The organism is Phocaeicola faecicola, assembly GCF_013618865.1.
Taxonomy (GTDB): domain Bacteria; phylum Bacteroidota; class Bacteroidia; order Bacteroidales; family Bacteroidaceae; genus Phocaeicola; species Phocaeicola faecicola.
In genome coordinates this window covers 1-19973 of the sequence record NZ_JABSOE010000060.1, presented here as the reverse complement: position 1 = coordinate 19973, position 19973 = coordinate 1, and the positions used below count along the sequence as shown (strand labels likewise).

Below are 19973 nucleotides of genomic sequence, written 5' to 3'. Positions count from 1 at the left end.
TTTAAAAATATGTTTATAATAAACTAATTAAGTATATTTATTATGAAACAATATAAAATTATAATCATTTATACAATCTCCAATGCCCAATCAAAGAAGTCATTTGAAGAAGAACTGGAGAAATACGGATTGGAACGGGTCGGGACGCAAGACATCTTCGCCCTCCCCTTAGAGGAATACCGGACGAAGGTGCAGGCATTCAAAGCCTACCTGCGTGCCTATGTGCGCAAGCATCTGGACAGCCAGGACACGGTGCTGTTCGTGGAGTCACGCATGAACGAGGAACGGACCCTGACCGCCATGCTGCCAACCAATCTGACGAGTGAAGAAGAATAAAAAAACATAAGGATATGAGTGCACAATCGTATATCAAGTTCTGGACCGCCGAACCTTCGGAGCATGAGGAAGTGCAGGCATACGACCTGCTGAGCTATGAGTATGACTTCGAGAAACAGGCCCGTACGAACGGGCAAGCAAGCGGCAATACACACGGAGGCAGGATGCGGGCAAGCATTGCGGGATTCCCTACGGAAGAGCTGCTGGAATGGATGTTCAACTCAAGCATCCTGAAAGACGGGGAGGTGATGAACACTTCCGGCCTGAGCGGTGCGCCCAAGGAAGTTATCCGTTTCAGAGGCGCACAATGCCTTGAACTCGACGTGCATTCGACAGTAAAAGAAAGCCGGACTTCGCTATCCATCCATTTCAGGGAAATGGAAGTCGGGGATTCGTGTCACTTAAACTTGAAATCATGAGCTGGTTTACCTCTTTGTTCAAGCGAAAAGACTCCACCACATCGGATGACCGGTACGTGATGCGGCTGACCGTATGTCACGAGACATACGAGGTAGAGGAGTTTGACCTGAGATTCGAGCGCGGTACCGACCGCAACGGACTACCGGAAGGTGAGGCGTACGGCGGCTTTGTCACCTGTAGGCTTACCGGGATGCCGGGGGACGGACTGCTGAGATGGGCCGCATACAGAGTGTATGAGGACGGAGACCTGCGGATTTACCGGAAAGACGAACCCGACCAGCAGGCCACGTTCGCCCTGCGGTTTACGGACGGGAACTGCATCCGTTTCCGGCGAAGAATTGACCGCACCACCCACGAGTGCAGCATCGTCCTGCTGTTTGCCGCAAGAACACTGAAATTTACGAACGAGGAATTTGAAAACGAATGGCACTGACGGATATGGAAACAAGATTTTGCAAACTGCCTCTGGATTTCGAGGCCCTGCTGAACGAAGATGCGGGAAACAACCGTCTCGCATCGTGCAGCGAGATTGATTCGATAGACCAGTTCATCGAGCTGCTAATCAGCACGGCTCCCGGAGAACACACCTTTGACAAGGAGTTCGGCTGTGAGATATTCTACCTTGACTTTGAGAGCATTGTCTCCCACACCCGCTGGGAAGGACAATTCTCGGAATACATCACGAAGGCAATCGCCCGGTACGAAAAGCGTCTTGCGAACGTATATGTGCGGGTAGCCATAGATGACATGACCCGACAGGACAACGTGTCCGGCGCTCCGACCGTAAAAAAAAGGGTGCAGGTATATGTATATGGCAGTTTAGTGCACACAGGGGAGAAGCGCTGCTTCTACTATGTGATTTATTTAGGTCCCATTTCAACCAGATAACAAAGCGTATGAGCACAGAAAAATATAACAAGGAACAGATCAGAAACCGTATGCTGAAATATGCCGCGACTTTCTGGGGAATCAAGAAGGCCGAAAACTTTGACCCGGTCGTCAAGCTCCTGCTGGAGGCTCTGGCGAATGAAATGTATATGCTGGGAGAAGATTTTACGGCCATCGAGACAAGGCTGTTGGAAAAGACCGCCCGGATATTGACACCGGGCATCCTGACCTCCCCCTTCCCCGCACACGGCATCGTACACGCTTCTCCCGTCGAGCCCGTTTATCTGATCACCCGGGAATCGGGCATGTATTATGAAAGCGACTCACTGAGCCGGAAGCTGCCGACAGGAAGCATTTCGTTCTATCCGGCGTGTGACACGCTGCTGCATAAGGCCGACATCAGGTATATGGTCTGCAATGACATCCTGTATCGGATAGACCATACCCTGGAGAAAACCATGATTGCCCGTACGGAACGCAGGATGTCCCCGCGTACCGTATGGCTCGGCATGGCCGTGGACGATTCCATCAACGACCTCAGAGATTTCTCTTTCTATCTTGATTTCCCGAACCTTACTGAAAGCTATGAATACCTGTTCCTGCTTCCCTGCACGGAATGGTCCGTAAAGGGAGAACAGGTCATCATGCAGCGGGGAATTTATGAAAGGGAACATGTAGAGGAGAACCCCATCCGCGCGTTTTTCCAGAACTACGACGTGATGTCCATTATAGACAAGGAAGTCATGGAAATCTACAACAGGCATTTCCTGAGAGTCCGGCAGGCTTTCCCGATTGACGATTCGTTCAAGGAGACATTGCCTGAAGAGCTGTATCTCTGTTTCAAGGATGCCGTGCGGGAAAAGATGCAGGACAGGCTGGTGTGGATGAAGGTACACTTTCCCGCCCATTTCACAGCGGAGGTCATGGATGAGCTTCATGCGGGAACGAACATCGTGCCGGTCGAGAACAAGCTGCTGCACGAGCAGGTGACCTCCCTTGAAGACACTTTCAGGGTGATTCCGTTGCGGACGGAGAGCCATGAGTCCCTGCTGTCCGTACACAGCGTGAAAGACTCGGAGGGGAAAAGCTATCATGAACTGCTGTATCCGGACGGAAATTCCAAGACGGGTCATGGCACGTATTCCATCCGTAAAGGAGGGTGTGAGCGGTTTGACTCCCGGTCTGCCCAGGAACTGCTGTGTTATCTGCTGGACCTTCTGGATGACGAGACTCACGCGTTCGGTTCCGTTCCGAGTATCAAACTACAGGCGCTTGCCAGCCAGATGGAGCAACTGATGGCACAGATGAAACAGACAGCCGACAACATGAACGAGTTCAGAGAAACACCCTATTATCTGATGATAGACCAACTGTCCGGCAAAGGACAGATCACCGTCAAATACTGGACCACCAACTGCGAGACGGGGAACCGGATACAAGCCGGCGTGGACCTGTCCCCCAACTCCACCACCTATCTGGACGCGAAGGCACTCGCGCTTGTCAGCACCACCTACGGCGGCAAGCAGGCCCCCAAGAACAGGGAACGCATAGACATATACAAATATGGCTTCATTTCCCACGGGCGGATACTGACGCAGAATGACATTGCCAGTTTCTGCAAAAAGGAACTCGGCGAACTGCTAGTGCGCACGGAAATCAGGAATGGAGTGGAAATCAGCCCTATGCCCAGCGAAGGACTGATTCGGACCAAGGAGGTCCATCTGATTCTCAGGGAAAAACTGGATGAACCGTCGCAGGAGAAACAGATGAAGGACAATCTGAGAACCCGGCTTTCGGCCAGCTCACCGGACACCTTCAATTACAGGATATTCATCGAATACGATAAAGCATAAACACTATAACCTATGAACCCAGTTACGCAACATCTTATCTCATCTTATCTTCTGATGCCCCTGCTTACCGTGATTTTCGGAGTAGCGGCCTATTTCATCGCACGGAAGAACAGACTGCTGAATAACAAGAAACTGATTGTCTATCTGCTTCTGTGCGGCATTGTACTTGCCCTGCCCGGCCTGTCCGGATTCATGGACTACAATTTCATGCCCTATATCTATATCCTGCTGGTTGTCCTGTACTGGACTGCCGGACATTACAACCGGCGCATCCTGCTCAAGGTGTTTTCTTCAAGCAACGGGGCGCCGTCCTTCGGTATGCAGTGCCTGCTGACAGTCACAGCCATGCTGGTGGGAGCCGGACTTTTTTCGGTGGTATTCAACCTCTGCAACGAGCTTGAGTACGGGATATGGGCCTCGACGTGCATACTGCCTTTCGTGTTTCCCCTTCTATACACACAGACGGTAAAAAGCTATTTCGACATTCCCGTGGAAATCTACAAGGTATGGAAATACTCGGAAGAGTATGATTCCGAAACCCTGTATATCAACCGTGAACGGAGCATTGTCATAGACGTGGATATATTCCGCAGAGTGGATGACCCGGTGTCGGAACGCATTACCGGCAAGGCATCCGATGACGTCATTTTCGGACAGTGGTTCCAGCGTATGATAGACGACTGCAACCTCAAATCGCCCTCTTCGCCCATCGTCTATCAAAACGAAGGGGGAGCATACTATGAATGGGTGTTCTACACCAAGTCCTCCTTTTTCAGGAAGAGATTCTATATCGACCCGGAATGCACGCTTGCGGAGAACAAGCTGAAGATGCATGACGTGATTATCGCCAAACGCGTGGCAAATGAACTAGTAAAGCATAGGGAATATTAAAAAAGCAATATTATGACAGGAAATCAAAATAAAAGAGGCGGCTATCCGCTTGTGAACTGGGCGGACGGCATGCCGGTCAAGAAGGAGCACTTTGTCCAGCAGGAAAATCACTTTACAGACAGGCTGTGCGAATACCAGTCTTATCATCTCAACCGCACCAACTACGGACTCCTGCCTTTCAGGAAGGGTGAGTCCGTTTCCGGCGACTTCAGTATCACGGAACTTGTCACGGGGACTCTGGAAGTCCGCCTGAAGCGGTGCCATGCCATCACTTCGGGAGGCTATCTGATTGATTATGATGCGGGAGACAATGACGAGCTGACCGCCAGTTTCCATATTTCCGCCGATGAAACGGAGGACAAGGACATGCGGTGGGACGTCATCCTGATGGCCGATCCGTTCGAGCACCGGCCTTCGGGTATTCCGGACGAAAAGGAATCAAGTCCCCGGCAGCCCGACGCATTGCCCAAATATGCGTTGAGCGTGCTGCCGACAGGACAAACAGACGGGGGCGAGCTGGGAAGGCACTTCCTGCTGATCGGACGCCTGCGCAAGAACGGCAACCGCTGTGAGGTGGACGGCAACTTCATACCTCCATGCACCAGCATGTCCAGCCATCCGGACCTGAAGAACTATTATGCCAAGTTCGGGCAGCTCGTGGATTCCATAGAAAAAGCCTCGTTCGACATTCTCGCCAAGGTGGAAAATGCGGACAAACAGACGGCGCTTGCCACCAACATCGGCATGATGTGCCGCCATATCATGCTTTACATATCCGACATCTATTTCTCCTTCCGCAATGAAGGGCAATATTATCCGCCCTTGCGGTTCCTGAACGTATTCTCCACCCTGGCGCACCACCTGCACGTGTGCCTGAGCTTCATGAGCAAGGAAGAGAAAGAAGAACTGCTGAAATACTTCAATGAATGGAACGGCATTACCCCCGGAGCATACGAAGGGCTGCTGCGGGAAAACTGCGGCTTGCTGTACGACCATCACGGTATCCGGCAGCTTATGATAACAACAGAACGTTTCCTGTACCTGTTCAATGACTTATGGACGACCCTGAGCCGTCTGGAATATATCGGCAAGCACAAGGAGAACATCGTGGTAGCCGAACGCTCCAGACAGCCCAAGGAATCGAGTGAGTCACGCTGGAATATATTGGACTAACCTCATATACCCGAAAAGCCATGGCAGAAGAAACAGACAAGATAGTAGGTTTTGACGAACATTCCCATTCGTTCAATTTGCCGGACACCGACTTCAAGGCGGAAGTGGTGGCCAGCGGACTGAAGGAAAGCGGCTATGACGCGGAGCGCACCCTGATTTCCCGGCTGGGAGACATACGGCGCTGCTTTTCGAAGGACATCCACGACGCCCATTCGGAATATTCCCATTACGACCTGAAGGATTACCTGTATCTCTATGTGAACAGGCGGAGCATCTACGATACCCTGCCTGAAGGCATTTTCCATAAGAACCTCCACCAATCGGACAAACTTTCCAAGGAGCAGATTCTGGATGAAATCCGGGTACACCGCGACGAGGAGTTCTACGCCAGGCGTTTTTTCAAGCCTTTTGAAATCGCGCTGGACCATATGCTGGTATCCTTCCAGAACAAGGAGCGCCGCATCGACGAGATGAACGTGCATCCGGACTTCGTGAGCATATTCTCCGACCAGTGGCCGGTGCTGAAACTGCTGCCTGTGCATCTGGCAATCATGCTCATCCGCATGCTTGCCTACATTGAGCAGATAACCGTCAGCCCCTCCAAAATAGGCGAGTGCATGAGTATGCTGACCGGGGTGCCCGTCCGTCTGCTGAAAGGAGGAAAAAGCGTGGTGGAGACCGATCCGGAAATGATGCCCAAACTGGGCGAATGCCTGCTGGGGGACAACATGGTACTGGGAAACCGTTTTGCAGACGGCACTTACCGGATGCTGCTGGAAATCGGTCCGCTGCCGGCCAAAAAGATGGAGACCCTGTTGGACAACACCACCGACAGCCAGATACTGAACGCCCTGATGGAACTGTTCCTGCCTGCCGACAAGGAAATAGAGGTCCGCTATGTCATACAGCAGGAAGACGCCCTGTTCAAGCTGGGAACCCCGACGGAGCAAGGAGCCTACTTGGGAATCAGCACTTATTTGTAAACAATAAAAACATCAATTGGATATGAAACCGAGAAACAATGCGGAAGTAAGGAAAGCCTATTTGAGATTTTCCTGTTACCTGACGGGTTGCGTCATTCTTGCCGTGACCATTTTTGCCTGTTTCCTTAAAACCTCCAGTACAGAGGTGAAGCGGATTACGGAACAGACATTGAAGTATGACTATGTATATGCCAAAGAAATCGCACTGTCGAACAGCGTGGATTCGGTCTATCAGTACATGAAACTGATGAACACCTCGCCCCAGATAAACGATGTGCTACTGCAAAGCGTTGTGAGCGAGCGGAAAATGAATCTGCTGAAATACATCCAGAGCATGGATGAGAAGGATTGCAGGCTTTACAGGCAACTACTGGGAAACATCAACCTTTTCATGGGGGTGAAGGACTCCATCCGCCTGCTCGGCATTCAGGAAGAGATGGTAAAGAAAGACCTGATGCAATGCATCCGGGACAACCGGAAGACACAGCGCAATCTGAATACAGGTACCAACAGAAACAAATAAAATCACCGACCTATGAATGAGGACAAACAAACACTGAACAAACGGGAGACCCTGATGGGGCATATTTATGTATTCCTGTTCTTTTTCGTGACAACCGTAGCGTGCTGCCTGGCGATATTCATGTGGAATTCGGATTTCAGGATGTTTGAACAGAAGGAGTTCGTGAAAATCAAGATGGACCGCATCAAGGATTTCCAGCAGGAACAGGCCGACAGCCAGCTTGCCATAGACTCCCTGTTCCGCAAGATCGAGACCTTCGAGCCGGGAGTGCATGCCAAGTACGAAGAAGACGACATCCATTATCTGATAAACAATCTGCGCAACACATACGAGAGGAACAGCTGGGACAAACGGTACAAGCTGTTCATGCACGTAGCCGACTTTTACTCCATGTGGCTGTCGGACAAAAAACAGCTATGGAGCATCGAACAAAACATACAACTGTTCAAAGCCAATCTGGAAGAATGTGAAATCGGATTGCAGAAGAAGGTGGAAGACCTGCGTTCAGGCACTAAAAAATAAACGATATGGGAAAGATTTATACCAGAAAGATTCTGTTTGTGGCGGCAGCCATGCTGCTGTGCATACTTATAGCCGTGCTGATCCGGATATTCTTCTCCAGCCGGACCGTGCGGATGACGCTGACCCCCATAGAAGTGGAGGTGGGAGAAGCCATCTATTATGCAGACAGTACCCGCAGGGCAGACTCCTGGCTATGGGAGTTCGGCAACGGGGACGTCTCCCGCGAGCGGAGCGGACAATATGTGTTCAAAGAGCCGGGACGCTACCAGGTGCGTCTGCAAGTGGACCATTCGCTGGAGAAGAAACAGATTATCACAGTGCGCCGGAAGGCGGACGCTTACGGGAGTGAGCAGCTCGTAAAAATGGAGGCTCCGGCAACCGCCCTGCAAGGAGAAATCGTATCATTCAAGGGGTACGGTCCCTCCAAGGAATGGCGCTGGCAATTCGGCGAGTCGGGAATCGTCGATTCCCGGGAACAGAACCCGCTCTATGCCTATTCGGAACCGGGCACGTATGAGGTGCAGCTGACCACGGAAAACACGCAGTACCCGGTGCGGCACACGATTGAAATCCTTCCACAGTATGCGGAAAACGATTCCACAGACGTGCTTGCCGTTATCGGGAACGACATCCGTGAGCATTTGCAGGCCATCGTGGACGGCAGGCCTTTCAATACCCATTACAACTATATCCTGAAGAAATACCTCTGCGGAAATCCGGACATTGCCGTTACGGTCAACAACAATAAAAAGAATGATTTCTATTCCTACTGCCAGGGGCTGAAAATCATCGCACGAGGGAAAACCCTGATTGATGAAGTGACTGTAGATATGGGCGATGACCTGGACAACGAATGCGTCATGCAACTGATGGTGACACAACACGAACGTTTTTCCGAATCTAAAAAGTAACGAGTCATGAAAAAGAACTTTATATCGCCTCTGTTCAAGACAGGATGTATTTTGGGCATCGCCTGTATGACAGCCTGCGGACCGGTACACCGTTTCACACGGGTGAAAAAGGTCCCCCGCGAATACGTGCGGAACTATTCGGTGGAAGGTGTGAAAGAACCTCGCAGCCTGTCGCTGTTCAAGCACAATCCGTGGATTGTATTCGCCAAGGAAAGGGGAACAAGCTATCTGAGTCCGAGCGGGAAGAACGAAATGCAAGCCGTAGAATATATGGACGCCTTTCTGGTCATCAAGCGCAAGGGAGACTGGCTCAGGCTCATCCAATATGATCCCGCCATCCTGAAAAACGGAAGGCTGAAAGAGTGGAAACAGGCCAAATATAGCGGCTGGATGAACCAGGACGACCTGCTGCTGACCCGGAGCGGGGTAACGGATGTGGTTACGGGATTCAAGGACAAGCAGGTGGTCATGCTGGACGACACTACGGCACTGGCCGATCCGCAAGCATATTTTGCCACCGACTCCGTAAAGCTGTTCAAAAATACCGACCTGACACAGGAAGCAGGCAAAATTCCATTTTACAGTGTAGTGTACCCTTATAAAACTTCGGAGGACAAGGGATGTGTCCTCGTGGCAAACAGACCTCAGCTTGACGCGGACAGCATAGGACAGACGGCTGTCGGGTGGATAGACAGACGGCTGCTGACCGCCGCCGGGCAACAGCTCCATATAGACATAGCCTCGCTGCCGGACAGCACGCTCATCTTCAAGGACAGGGAACGGAAGGATACCTTGCGGCTGTCTGCCGACGACATGAAGCGGAAACAGGAACTCGCAGAAAACCATCCTGCCATACGGTACAGCCCGGTACTGTCCTACAAGGACAATGACACGAGCCTGTGCTTCAGGACGCAAGTCCCGATGCCGGTCATTGACAAACAGGAAAGCTATGTGCTGAACGTAAACGGCAATCCGATCTATTACGGCACATTCAAGAACAAGATAGAGAAGGACTTGCAGAAAATAAACCTCATGTTTGTGCTGGAAGGGAAAGAAAAGACCATCGAGCAGTTCCCTGCCGTGGTGAACGCCATCCAGGGATTGCAGTCGCAACTGGTGAATGACGAGAGCTTTTCCTTCAGATTCGGCGCCGTGCTGACCTTCAACGAGCCGGACAGCCCGACAGACCCCATCTGCAAACTGACTCCCGACTACATGGAGCTGCTTGACTTCCTTTCCGCCAAGGCACGTAACGCCAAGCAACTGAAACCCACGTACGGGAGGTTCGGTAGCTGGTCGGGTGTCAGAATCGGGGCGGAACAGTTCAACAAATGCCCGGACGAGACCAACATACTGGTTGTCATCGGCGACAAGGGATTCAACAGCGAATGGGCGGACTCCACTCTGGTGAACAAGCTGGTGAAGAACAACTGCCGCCTGCTGGGCTTCCAGCTTTACGGGGGAGAGCCGGACAACTTCAACAACTTCGTGCTGCAAATAGGGAACATGATAGACTGCTCGGCACCACGCATCAGCAGGAAGAAACGGGAACTGGTCGTATATCCCGAACAAGTAAGGAACGAAAACGAATATGCGGAGGTGAACCATAACACCTACTGCCTGGACTTCCCCAACCGGAGCATGACACAGGGATGGCTGGTGTTTCCACAGAAGAACCAGACGCTGGAGCTGGAAGGGCTGACCGCCGCCGTGGACTCCATGCTGCTGCAAGTGAAGTTTGACAACACTCTGCTGGGCAACAGCCTGGCAAGGGCATTTGACGAAGTGGGAACACAACGGTATAAGGCAGACTCGACAATGACGGACTACTACCATATCCGCCAGTCAGGAGTACAACCGATAGTGTCCGTGCTTCCGGGTATCGAACCCGCCTGGAACCTGCCCGCGCAGCCTGTCGTGCTGCCGGACTCAGTGTCACGGACACTGGACTATTACCTGCTTGCCAACGAAGAGGAATTCAGACGGCTGAGAAAATATGTGGAGGAACCCGCCAAGCTGATTGTGGACTATAAGTACGAAGCCGTCAAGAAGAAAAAACAGGCGAAAACGGACATCTGCGACTGTCCGGACGACTATTTACGGACAGATAACGAAGAATCCACCGTGCGCGTGAAGACGGACAGCCTGAACGTGCCGGAATACGCCTCCACCCGCCGTGTGCGGAGGAAACTGGTGCGGCATTTCCTGTCCGAACGCAACACGGGCAAGTATTGCAAGGTAAAAAGGAAAGACTTTTTGAGAATGCCCATATCGGCGGCCTTGCAGCGGTTCACATCCTGTCCGGCAGACTATCCGTTTTTTGAGGTATATCGGGTCAAGGACCTGAAGGATAAAGAGATGATTACGGATGTGGAACTGGACATGCTGATTGAATACTTCAAGGAAAAGAAGAAAATGCTGGACGAAGCCGCCGGCAAGTCGTTCAAATCGAACGGGCAGACCTATTACTGGATCAGCCGTGAACTGTTACCCTAATTGTTTATCTGAAGTTTTACAATTATGATATATCAGGCAATATTGAAAATAAAGGGCAAAGAGGTGCCGATACTCTATTACAGCTACCGGTGCCATGTCCGGCACTGTGACGATCCGAATCTGAGACGGATCATACAGCTCCATATCCAGGTTTGCGAACAAACAGGAAACCGGGAAAACCTGCCGGTTGAGGGAGACCTGATCACGCTCATGTTCGAATGCAGCGGCGACGAGCAGTTCTTCTATGACTGGCTGAACGAAGGAGCCATGCACTACGGAGAAATCCATTTCATCTACAACGAGGTGGAGGTTGTGGATATTTTCCGGTTCTGGGACTGCTTCTGTGTGAAGATAGAGGAAAGCATGAGTGCCGTGAACTCTCCGATGGTGATGACCGCGTACCTGTCGCCGGGGATTATCAAGAGGAACAATCTGGAGGCGAGGGAGAAGGAATGGAAGGTGTCGGAAGTTTCGCAGCAACCATTGGTGTCGGTTGTATCAGAATCGAAGGAGGAAAAGCAAGCGGAAATAGTGGAAGTGTATTGGATGGATGCGCAAGGAAGTTGTAGAATTGAAGAATTACCAGAAAATGGAATAGTAACTTTATGCGCTAAAGTCAAAAATGCGAATGCTGGTGAAACTGTAAAGTTTGAAATAGAGTATGAAGATGGTACGATAATTAAATTATCTGGTACTGTTGATGTGAATAATAATGTTGTGATAAAAGGACTTAAACTAAATAAAGAAGATGATTAAGGCGAAAGGTTATTTAAACGGAAGTGTTCAAAGTTCAGAACTTGATTTGCTTTATTTTAAAGCATATTGGGCAAATTTAGATGGAGAAAAAATAGAGAAAACATTTTTTAATTCAGTCGTTAGATTATATATAGAAAAGTTTTGGATATATAATATAAAATTGAAATTTTATATTGAAACAGAAAATAATCAAATATCATTCTTGGAAAAAACATTAAAAGAAATACAACCTTTATATTTTTTGAAAAAGGAAAATTTTATAGAAATAGATATTAAAGAAATAGTTCAACTTGTAGATTTGTCAAAAAAATCTAATATAAGAATTTGCTGTAGTGTTACAGACGGATTTGGATATTATTATAAAACAGAAGTAGCAAAATTAATAGTTGAATATTATTATTTACATGTAATTCGACAATGGGAATATAAAATAGGTTCCCATGCAAATCAAGCAACAATAAGTACCTTTTTTATTGAAGGAACAGATATAAAAGGTTATATACTAGAGCCGATTGGGGATTCTACTACCGTTTCAGGATTAGATCAACGTATTCCTGTAGGTGAATATAATTTACAATGGCATGTATCAAAAAAATATAATAAAGGAAAATATAAAGATAAGTATTTAAAGAATGGATTTCCCAAATTATATAATGAAAATGTTCCAGCTTCTAGAGCTATATTAATTCATAGAGGTAATTCTGGTGCACATACTTTAGGATGTTTACTTCCTGGAACGGGAAAAAATTCAAATAATAGTCAGGTTACAGGAAGTGCTAATGCTTTTAATAAAATAATTGATTTTATTGAAGATGTTGGAATCGAGTATGTTAAAGTTGTAATATCCGAAAATATTAGAAAGTAGAATGAAAAGATTAAATATAATATTGATTGTTATAATATATTTATCTTGTTATAATATTTATTCTCAAGATAATTTTGACAATAGGAATATTTTAAACAAGAATTTGTGCTCATTATTCTGCAATTTGGATTTGATAGGTTTTTTAGGTGATGATTTTAGTCGTATTGATATAAAATTTTATGACGCTCAAAAAATATCAAATTATCATTATAGAATTAAAGGAGCTAGTCGAACAAGATTATCAATAGTTTGTCAATTTGAAGGTAATATATTAATAGATAGTGTTCTTTTTTGTCAAAAAAAAGACGAATCAATTCATATTGATGGATTTGTTTTAGGAAGTTATTTTTTTAAAGAATTTGGAAACAAAAATAGTGGAATATTTAAAGGACATTTTAAACATGCTTTCATGCTGCAAAATGGTACTGTACACAAAGCAATAAATAATATTGTAGAATTAAAATGTAATTTGTTTGAATATATAGGAGAATGGGAATTTTCTAATAAAAGAAGAAAAAAATGTAATTGGGCTGATGCTATTATACCAGAAACCCCAAAAGATTTTTATTGTTTTAATGATGCTGGGGAATGGTTTGTAAATATAATATATCGAAAGAATGGTTGGGAAAATTTGTATAATGCATATTACAACTCTAATCTTGATAATGAATCCATATGTAAATACAGAGAACTTGAAGAAAAAAAATGGTGGATAGAAACTAATATGGGGAAATAAATATGAACTACTTTAAATTAATTACAGTTTACTTTTTGTCTATTAATGATAATTTTAATTATAAAATGGATTATATGGAAAACGTAGCCCGGAGCTTCACCAAGAAGTATCCGAGCTACCTTATCCATAAGAAAAGCGAAGACAAGATAAAAGCCTTTTTGACCGACAGGGTGAAGGCCAAAGTGGAAAGTTTTGTGAATGCAGAGGCAAAGAACGTGACGGTGACCGAGGTGCGGGAAATAGCAGACCTGATAGCGGAATATGAGGGAACGGAAAACTCGTCCCCTTATGGAAGCCATCCGGCAGACTCCCCCTCGCTGGGAAACACCAGTATGGAGCTTGCCATGAGCGTGGACACAGGCGCATCGGACATCCGTCCCGTCAATGCAGCCAAGCCCGCAGGCGCATCGGGTAAGCCCAAGATAATGAAGCGGAGTGTCATCCGTGCAACGGTAGAGCTGGAAGTGCAGATGGAAACCAAGCAATACCTGCAATTCCTGCAACAGATACCGGATCTGTTAGGTCTGCATGAATTCCCCAATCTGAGGTGCCGTGTAGTCTGGAATCAGAAAAAGGTGACAATCAGCGAAGAACCCGCCCCTGTTGAGGTGAAGGTGGTGGATAACAGAAAATACCAGCGCTGGTTTATTGCCTTCACGGTATTGATGATATGCTGCACGGGGGGAATCATATCCCTGTTCTATTCCATTCCGAACCTGTATAAACAGGACATCCATTTCCTGCACAACGATACGATTCATCAGGACTTCTCCATATCGAACAGCCGCATTGACCTGGACAACGTGAGCCTGATAAAGAACGGAGGGAAAGACACGCTTATCATAAAAGACAAGAACATATTCATATCCAAATAAGGAGAACGATGGAAAATCAGATTCAGATGCACGGAATAAAAGGAACATTGTCCCAAAGCGGATGCCCGGAAGACCTGCTTGACAATTATCTGGACTTCCTGCAAGCCGGGGGACAGCAGGTGCAGATCATCAGAGGGGAAGTAAACATGATGTTCCAGAAAGAGGCACAATACCGCAAGAGAAGAAACGAAGTCATGAGGGGGAGCGTCACCTTCCGCAACAGGGACAAGGAGGCAGCCGGAAATCCGGACACGGGCGTATTCATCGGGATGGAATTCATCCAATGCTGCTTCAACCACGGAATCCCGGCACGGATGCTGAAGGTGCGCCGGGAACACGGAAGGGTTACGGAGATTGAGGTGGTATTCGGAGTATAGGAAAAGGCAATCTTCGGGTTGCATCACAAGGAATAGTTGAATGAATTACAGACTGGAATGTTAAGAGTGTCGATACAGAACAAAATCCTTCTGGGATATCTGGTACTGGTGGCGGTTATCGGCAGCATGACCGCCATTTTGCTGCATGAGAGGAAACGGACAAAGGAAATTGAGGCAGAAGCCGCAGAGGTCCGTAAAATCCGTAATGGCGTAAGCATAATCCACAGCCGCATTGCGGAACTTGCCACGCACGGGGAATCCGTCATCGCATGGGACCGGAAGGATTTCGAGGAATACAAGAGCCGGCGTCTGGTCATAGACAGCCTGTTGCAGGATATGAAACAGCATGTCGGCAGTTTTGTTCATGCAGAGCAGATAGACACCCTTTGCGGCCTGCTTGAGGAGAAAGAGAAGCACCTGCTGCACATCATGGAAGCCGTAATGGCCCAGGAAGAAGCGGACAGCCTGCTGACGAACCGGCTTCCGGTGGTTACGGAAAGGGCCCTGCGTACCCGGACGGTCACCCGAAGAAAGAAGGGCATAGCCGGATGGTTCGGCAAAAAAGAGACGGTGCAGGTTCCTTCCCAAGACCGGGATGAGGAACTGAGGGCACTGAACGGGAAGCTGGTTGCCATGCAGGAGGACAGGGAACGGCGGATTGACACCTATACCCGGAGCCTGAGGTTACAGAACAAGGAACTGAACCGGAAGCTGTATGATTTCATCACCGCCCTTGACGGGCAGGCACAGGAGGCCTTTAAAAGCAGGGAAGAAAAAATATCCCAGGCACAGGACCTGTCATACCATCTGTTCACCATCGTAACCGTTGCCGCCATCGCCCTGCTGGTGGTATCGTTCCTGATTATCCGTCATGACCTGAAGAAGGAGGGGAAGGTGAAATTGCAGCTCAGGCAAATCATCCGAGAAAATGAAAAACTGCTGGATATGCGCAAGAAAATCATCCTGACGGTCTCTCACGACATCCGCGGACCGCTCGGCAACATCAACAACTGTGCGGAACTCGCCTCGGACACCCGGGAGAAGAGAAAACGGGAGGCCTATCTGGAAAACATACGCCATTCGTGCCGCCATATCCTGCACCTTGTAAATGACCTGATGGACGTCTATAAAATCAACGAGGCCAAAGACACGAAGAACGAAGTCCCCTTCCGTCTGGACGAGCTGCTGGCGAGAATTGCAGAGAACCATTCAAGAAAGGCCCACGGCAAAGCCCTGCTGTTCGAGGCTGCACATAAATGTACGGCCGTTACGGTCAAGGGCGATGCGGACAAGATAGAGCAGGTGCTGGACAACCTGCTGACCAATGCCATCAAATTCACCCCTTCGGGCAGTGTCCGTTTCCTTACCGAATACTCGGAAGGGAGACTGAGGGCGGAGGTCAGAGATACGGGGATAGGCATGGACGAGCAGACGCTGGAGCGGATCTTCCATCCGTTCGAGCGTGCCGCCCAGAACGTGAATTCGGAAGGGTTCGGACTGGGGCTGTTCATTACCAAGGGGCTGGTGAAGGCACTCGGCGGCAATATAGAAGTGGAAAGCAAGCCCGGTCAGGGAAGCGTGTTCCGACTCTCCTTCCCCTTGCCGGAAACATCGGAGGAGGTGGCGACGGAAGACCGCATCTCGCAACCGTCCGGCGTGCTTCCGAAGAAGGTGCTGGTGGTGGACGACGACTCCATCCTTCTGAAAATAGCCGAGGATATGCTCGGACGCAACGGGGTGGAGTGTACGACCTGCCTGAATGCGGCGGAGGCGGTGAACGCCCTTTACAAGTCGGATTACGATCTGGTGCTGACGGACATGCAGATGCCCGGTACGGACGGCTTCGGGCTGTTGAAGCTGCTCCGTAGTTCCGATATAGGAAACTCCCGCACCGTGCCTGTGGCCGTGATGACAGCACGCGGGGACGGCGGCTCGGGCATCTATGAGCAGTCAGGATTTTGCGGCTGCCTCCACAAGCCCTTCCCGATGAAAGGGCTGCTGGCATTCATCTCCTCCGTGACAGCGGACGGACCGTTCCGGCAGACAAGATTCGACTATGCCCGCCTGATGGAGAATACGGACGACAGGCAGCATATGTTCGGCCTGGTCGTGAAGGAATCCGAGAAGGATTTTTCCGAGCTGGAGGATGCCCTGCCCGCAGCCGACCGTGCCGCCATGAGGAAGGTGGTGCACCGGATGATGCCGGTATGGGAACTTCTGGGAGCTGACGGAATCCTGTCAGCTTACCGTAAAATCCTGCATGACCGGACTGCGGATGACGAGACGCTGAGGGAACATACAAAAAAACTGATGCGGGAAATAAAGGAACTGATTGAAGAAGCGAAAACCGAATTGAACAGAGATACCGATGGGAACTAAAATACTGATAGTGGAAGACAACCTGATTCTGTGCGACATGCTGCAAAGGTGGTTACAGAAAGCCGGATACGATACCGTTACGGCCACGGACGAGCCTTCTGCACGGAAGAAGATCAGGGGGAATGACGTGGCACTGGTGCTGGCGGATGTCCGCCTGCCGGAAGGGGACGGAATCAGCCTGCTGGAATGGAGCACAAAGCACGGAGCGGGCATACCCTTTGTGATAATGACCGGATATGGCAGCATATCCGATGCGGTCCGGGCCATCAAACTGGGCGCAAAGGACTATCTGCCCAAACCAGTCAATGAAGAGCACCTGCTGGAACTTCTGCACGACCTGCTACAGCAACCGGTCATCGTGAGAAAAGAGGCGCGGACACTGGAACGGCAAAGCCCCGCCGCACAGAAAACGGACCGGCTTGCCCGTCGTGTGGCCTGTGCGGACCTGTCCGTCATGATTCTCGGTCCGAACGGTTGCGGAAAAGAATCCGTCGCCCGGACCATACACCGGAATAGCGGACGCGGAGACAAGCCTTTTGTCGCCGTCAATTGCGGCTGTGTGCCCAAGGAACTGGCGGCATCGGAATTTTTCGGGCATGTGAAAGGCGCGTTTACCGGTGCGGACAAGCCCGTTGAAGGGTATTTTGCGGCAGCCAGGGGAGGCACGCTGTTCCTTGACGAAATAGGGAACATGCCTTATGAAATGCAAATCCTGCTGCTCCGGGTCTTGCAGGAAAGAACCTACAGTCCTGTCGGCAGCAGGGAACTGAGGGAAGCCGACGTACGCATTCTCGCTGCTACCAACGAGGATATGAACCGTGCCATACGGGAAGGGCGTTTCAGGGAAGACCTCTATCACCGCCTGGCGGAATTCGAGATAACCCAGCCCTCGCTTGCCGAATGTCCGGAAGACATACTTCCTCTGGCCGCTTTCTTCAGGGAAAGGTATTCCGAGGAAATGAAACTGGATACGCTCGGTTTTACAAAAGAGGCGGAATCCCTTCTGCTCTCCTATTCATGGCCGGGGAATGTGAGGGAACTATGCAACCGTGTCAAACGCGCCGTACTGCTTGCGGAAACCCCGTTGCTGTCGGGCGAGAACCTGGGACTGGCCGGAAATGCCATAACGCCGCCGGAGGGAACGGTACGGAAATTCAGCGGGAACGAAGCCGACCGTGTCAGGCAGGCACTGGAAGATTTTGGCGGAAACATCAGCCATGCGGCAGAAAGTCTGGGAGTCAGCCGTCCGACCTTATACAAGAAAATGAGAAAATACGGTCTGGACCATATTCAGTAACTGTCCGGATTTCTGTAAACAAGCCTGCAAACGCCGTTGGAAAATGATTTGACGGCATGCAGTTTCCACCGGCAAGGATGGAACTCCCATGAAAAGCCTGTTCCTTGTCCGTATGTCAGGGGTAGCAGGTAGATGACCATCTCATTGACCAGGTTGTATCTGAAAAGTCCGCCGGCATATTCCGCCCGTTTATCATCCGAGACCTCTACGGAACAGACAAGCTCCTTGTCTGTTCCCGCCATGTCCATCAGGTCGATGATGCCATAGTGGGGGTAAATTTCCAGCGCGTTTCTTTCCTGCCAATACGGAAACCCGTAACGGCTATTTTCCTTTATCCATCGCAGAAGCGGGTCTTCCCTGTGCGGAAGAAAGCCATCGAGTGTGACAGCCATGACGACTTGGATCTTTGCCATACCTCAGACATTAAAAAAGCATGACGCCCATGCGGTTCTAAGCTGGGGCTCTGGTAAAGCCCAATTGTAAAAACTCGCATGGGCTCATGCTATAAGGTATAGCATAAGCCTCACGCAATAGCCTTTACAATTAGAAATTTACCAGATTTCAGCTTAGGGCATCTTGCGACCTATGTATGATAACCGGCGGAAAGCATCCAGCCGTCCGCCGTTATGTTCTATTTCACAGTTCAAATGTAGGAATTTTTTTTGGAATAAACGGTCCTGATTCCGGATTAATTTTCCTTATCCCCTTCGTTTGCCTCCTCGTCTTCCGTCTTCAGTCCCAGCCGTTCGCACAGTCCGGGGTCGCTTTTGATGCGTTCCATCTCCTCGTTGATGATGGCCTGCGCGTCCGCCTTTATCTGATCGTAATTGCGCTGTATCTGCTGGAGCATGATGTCGTTCCCGTCCTTGTCCAGGAAGCCGTTGATTATCGGGATTTTCCGGTATGCCTTTTCTTCCGCACTGACTTTGGCATGATCCACGACTATCTCGGCATGGAAAATCTTCTGGTCTATCTTCTCGCCGAAATTGTCAGACACGGAACCGACAAACGTGCCTTGTGAAAGGTTGGAGATCTTGGACGCCGGAATGAGGGCATCCAGCTGGGTATTGATGGAGGTGGATACATCCTGCCGGTTGATGGAAACGGACTGCCGTTTCTGGAGAACCTTGCCGAAACGTTCGGAAAGCGTCTTGGCGGTTTCGCCGACCACCTGTCCGCTGAACACGTTCCCTACCGTGTTCTGGATGACTTTGGACTCTTTTTCACCGTAGTCCCGGTTAAGCTGGGAGAAATCCTGAAAACCGAGGCAGACCGCCACCTTGTTGGAACGCGCCGTCGCAATCAGATTGTCAAGCCCCCGGAAATAGATGGTGGGAAGCTCGTCGATGATGACCGTGCTCTTGAGCTGCCCTTTCTTGTTGATGAGTTTCACGATACGGGAGTTGTACAGTCCGAGCGCGGCGGAATAGATGTTCTGGCGGTCCGGATTGTTGCCCACACAAAGAATCTTAGGCTCCTTCGGATTGTTGATGTCCAGCGAGAAATCGTTGCCTGTCATGACCCAGTAGAGCTGCGGGGAAATCATTCGGGTAAGGGGGATTTTTGCGGAAGCTATCTGGCCATAGGCTAAGCACCCAGCGCCTTGCCATTTGTTACAATGGTAGGTTTCCAAGCACTCGCCTCCGAACCGTGCATACAGGTCTCCCCGTACACGGCTCTCCACCTTATCAT

Annotated in this window: 21 protein-coding genes; 19 read left to right on the top strand and 2 right to left on the bottom strand. The window is 49.6% G+C overall.

Annotated features, from left to right (window positions below; translation table 11 throughout):
• The first annotated feature begins 42 nt into the window (after positions 1 to 42).
• From H3001_RS14770 to H3001_RS14680, 19 genes are read left to right on the top strand one after another with little or no spacing between them, the layout of a single operon-like run.
• On the top strand, positions 43 to 336 hold the full coding sequence (locus H3001_RS14770; protein WP_181215341.1) for a hypothetical protein: 294 nt from the start codon (positions 43 to 45) through the stop codon (positions 334 to 336).
• A 14-nt stretch (positions 337 to 350) separates the two neighbouring features.
• A complete protein-coding gene (gene tssD, locus H3001_RS14765) occupies positions 351 to 755 on the top strand; it encodes a type VI secretion system tube protein TssD (RefSeq protein WP_181215340.1) in 405 nt (134 codons plus the stop codon).
• Positions 752 to 1189: a type VI secretion system tube protein TssD gene (gene tssD, locus H3001_RS14760; RefSeq protein WP_181215339.1), complete on the top strand. Its 438-nt coding sequence runs from the start codon at positions 752 to 754 to the stop codon at positions 1187 to 1189. Before tssD (H3001_RS14765) ends, tssD (H3001_RS14760) begins: the two co-directional genes overlap by 4 nt.
• Before the next feature lie 5 nt (positions 1190 to 1194).
• On the top strand, positions 1195 to 1644 hold the full coding sequence (locus H3001_RS14755; RefSeq protein WP_246368633.1) for a GPW/gp25 family protein: 450 nt from the start codon (positions 1195 to 1197) through the stop codon (positions 1642 to 1644).
• 8 nt (positions 1645 to 1652) lie between these two features.
• Positions 1653 to 3497: a type VI secretion system baseplate subunit TssF gene (locus H3001_RS14750; protein ID WP_181215337.1), complete on the top strand. Its 1845-nt coding sequence runs from the start codon at positions 1653 to 1655 to the stop codon at positions 3495 to 3497.
• A gap of 12 nt (positions 3498 to 3509) precedes the next feature.
• The gene (locus H3001_RS14745) at positions 3510 to 4388 is read left to right on the top strand and encodes a TssN family type VI secretion system protein (RefSeq protein WP_181215336.1); all 879 of its coding nucleotides are present in this window, start codon (positions 3510 to 3512) and stop codon (positions 4386 to 4388) included.
• Between the two features lie 12 nt (positions 4389 to 4400).
• Positions 4401 to 5561, top strand: coding sequence for a hypothetical protein (locus tag H3001_RS14740; protein WP_181215335.1), 1161 nt, complete (start codon positions 4401 to 4403; stop codon positions 5559 to 5561).
• Between the two features lie 20 nt (positions 5562 to 5581).
• On the top strand, positions 5582 to 6544 hold the full coding sequence (locus tag H3001_RS14735; protein ID WP_181215334.1) for a type VI secretion system baseplate subunit TssG: 963 nt from the start codon (positions 5582 to 5584) through the stop codon (positions 6542 to 6544).
• A 22-nt stretch (positions 6545 to 6566) separates the two neighbouring features.
• Positions 6567 to 7067: a type VI secretion system TssO gene (locus H3001_RS14730; RefSeq protein ID WP_181215333.1), complete on the top strand. Its 501-nt coding sequence runs from the start codon at positions 6567 to 6569 to the stop codon at positions 7065 to 7067.
• Between the two features lie 12 nt (positions 7068 to 7079).
• Positions 7080 to 7589 carry a type VI secretion system transmembrane protein TssO gene (locus tag H3001_RS14725; RefSeq protein ID WP_181215332.1) on the top strand — a complete coding sequence of 170 codons (510 nt, stop codon included), beginning with the start codon at positions 7080 to 7082 and terminating at the stop codon, positions 7587 to 7589.
• A 5-nt stretch (positions 7590 to 7594) separates the two neighbouring features.
• The gene (locus H3001_RS14720) at positions 7595 to 8500 is read left to right on the top strand and encodes a PKD domain-containing protein (RefSeq protein ID WP_181215331.1); all 906 of its coding nucleotides are present in this window, start codon (positions 7595 to 7597) and stop codon (positions 8498 to 8500) included.
• Positions 8501 to 8506: 6 nt separating this feature from the next.
• The gene (gene tssR / locus H3001_RS14715) at positions 8507 to 10996 is read left to right on the top strand and encodes a type VI secretion system protein TssR (protein ID WP_181215330.1); all 2490 of its coding nucleotides are present in this window, start codon (positions 8507 to 8509) and stop codon (positions 10994 to 10996) included.
• A gap of 24 nt (positions 10997 to 11020) precedes the next feature.
• Positions 11021 to 11752 (top strand): type VI secretion system tube protein TssD, encoded by a 732-nt coding sequence (gene tssD, locus H3001_RS14710; RefSeq protein WP_181215329.1) that lies wholly within the window; start codon positions 11021 to 11023, stop codon positions 11750 to 11752.
• Positions 11745 to 12617 (top strand): DUF5675 family protein, encoded by an 873-nt coding sequence (locus H3001_RS14705; protein ID WP_181215328.1) that lies wholly within the window; start codon positions 11745 to 11747, stop codon positions 12615 to 12617. The genes tssD (H3001_RS14710) and H3001_RS14705 overlap by 8 nt, the downstream gene beginning before the upstream one ends.
• A 1-nt stretch (position 12618) precedes the next feature.
• The gene (locus H3001_RS14700; RefSeq protein WP_181215327.1) at positions 12619 to 13353 is read left to right on the top strand and encodes a hypothetical protein; all 735 of its coding nucleotides are present in this window, start codon (positions 12619 to 12621) and stop codon (positions 13351 to 13353) included.
• A gap of 2 nt (positions 13354 to 13355) precedes the next feature.
• Positions 13356 to 14228, top strand: coding sequence for a translation initiation factor 2 (locus H3001_RS14695; RefSeq protein WP_181215326.1), 873 nt, complete (start codon positions 13356 to 13358; stop codon positions 14226 to 14228).
• An 8-nt stretch (positions 14229 to 14236) separates the two neighbouring features.
• Positions 14237 to 14605, top strand: coding sequence for a hypothetical protein (locus tag H3001_RS14690; protein WP_181215325.1), 369 nt, complete (start codon positions 14237 to 14239; stop codon positions 14603 to 14605).
• Between the two features lie 57 nt (positions 14606 to 14662).
• A complete protein-coding gene (locus H3001_RS14685) occupies positions 14663 to 16984 on the top strand; it encodes a hybrid sensor histidine kinase/response regulator (RefSeq protein ID WP_181215324.1) in 2322 nt (773 codons plus the stop codon).
• Positions 16974 to 18281: a sigma-54-dependent transcriptional regulator gene (locus H3001_RS14680; RefSeq protein ID WP_181215323.1), complete on the top strand. Its 1308-nt coding sequence runs from the start codon at positions 16974 to 16976 to the stop codon at positions 18279 to 18281. The genes H3001_RS14685 and H3001_RS14680 overlap by 11 nt, the downstream gene beginning before the upstream one ends.
• On the opposite strand, the gene H3001_RS14675 is transcribed toward H3001_RS14680, so the two are convergent.
• Both H3001_RS14675 and H3001_RS14670 read right to left on the bottom strand, forming a co-directional pair.
• Positions 18275 to 18694: a hypothetical protein gene (locus H3001_RS14675; protein ID WP_246368632.1), complete on the bottom strand. Its 420-nt coding sequence runs from the start codon at positions 18692 to 18694 to the stop codon at positions 18275 to 18277. The genes H3001_RS14680 and H3001_RS14675 overlap by 7 nt on opposite strands.
• A 275-nt stretch (positions 18695 to 18969) precedes the next feature.
• Positions 18970 to 19973 (bottom strand): TraM recognition domain-containing protein (locus H3001_RS14670; protein ID WP_246368623.1); only part of this gene is annotated, 1004 nt, incomplete at its 5' end.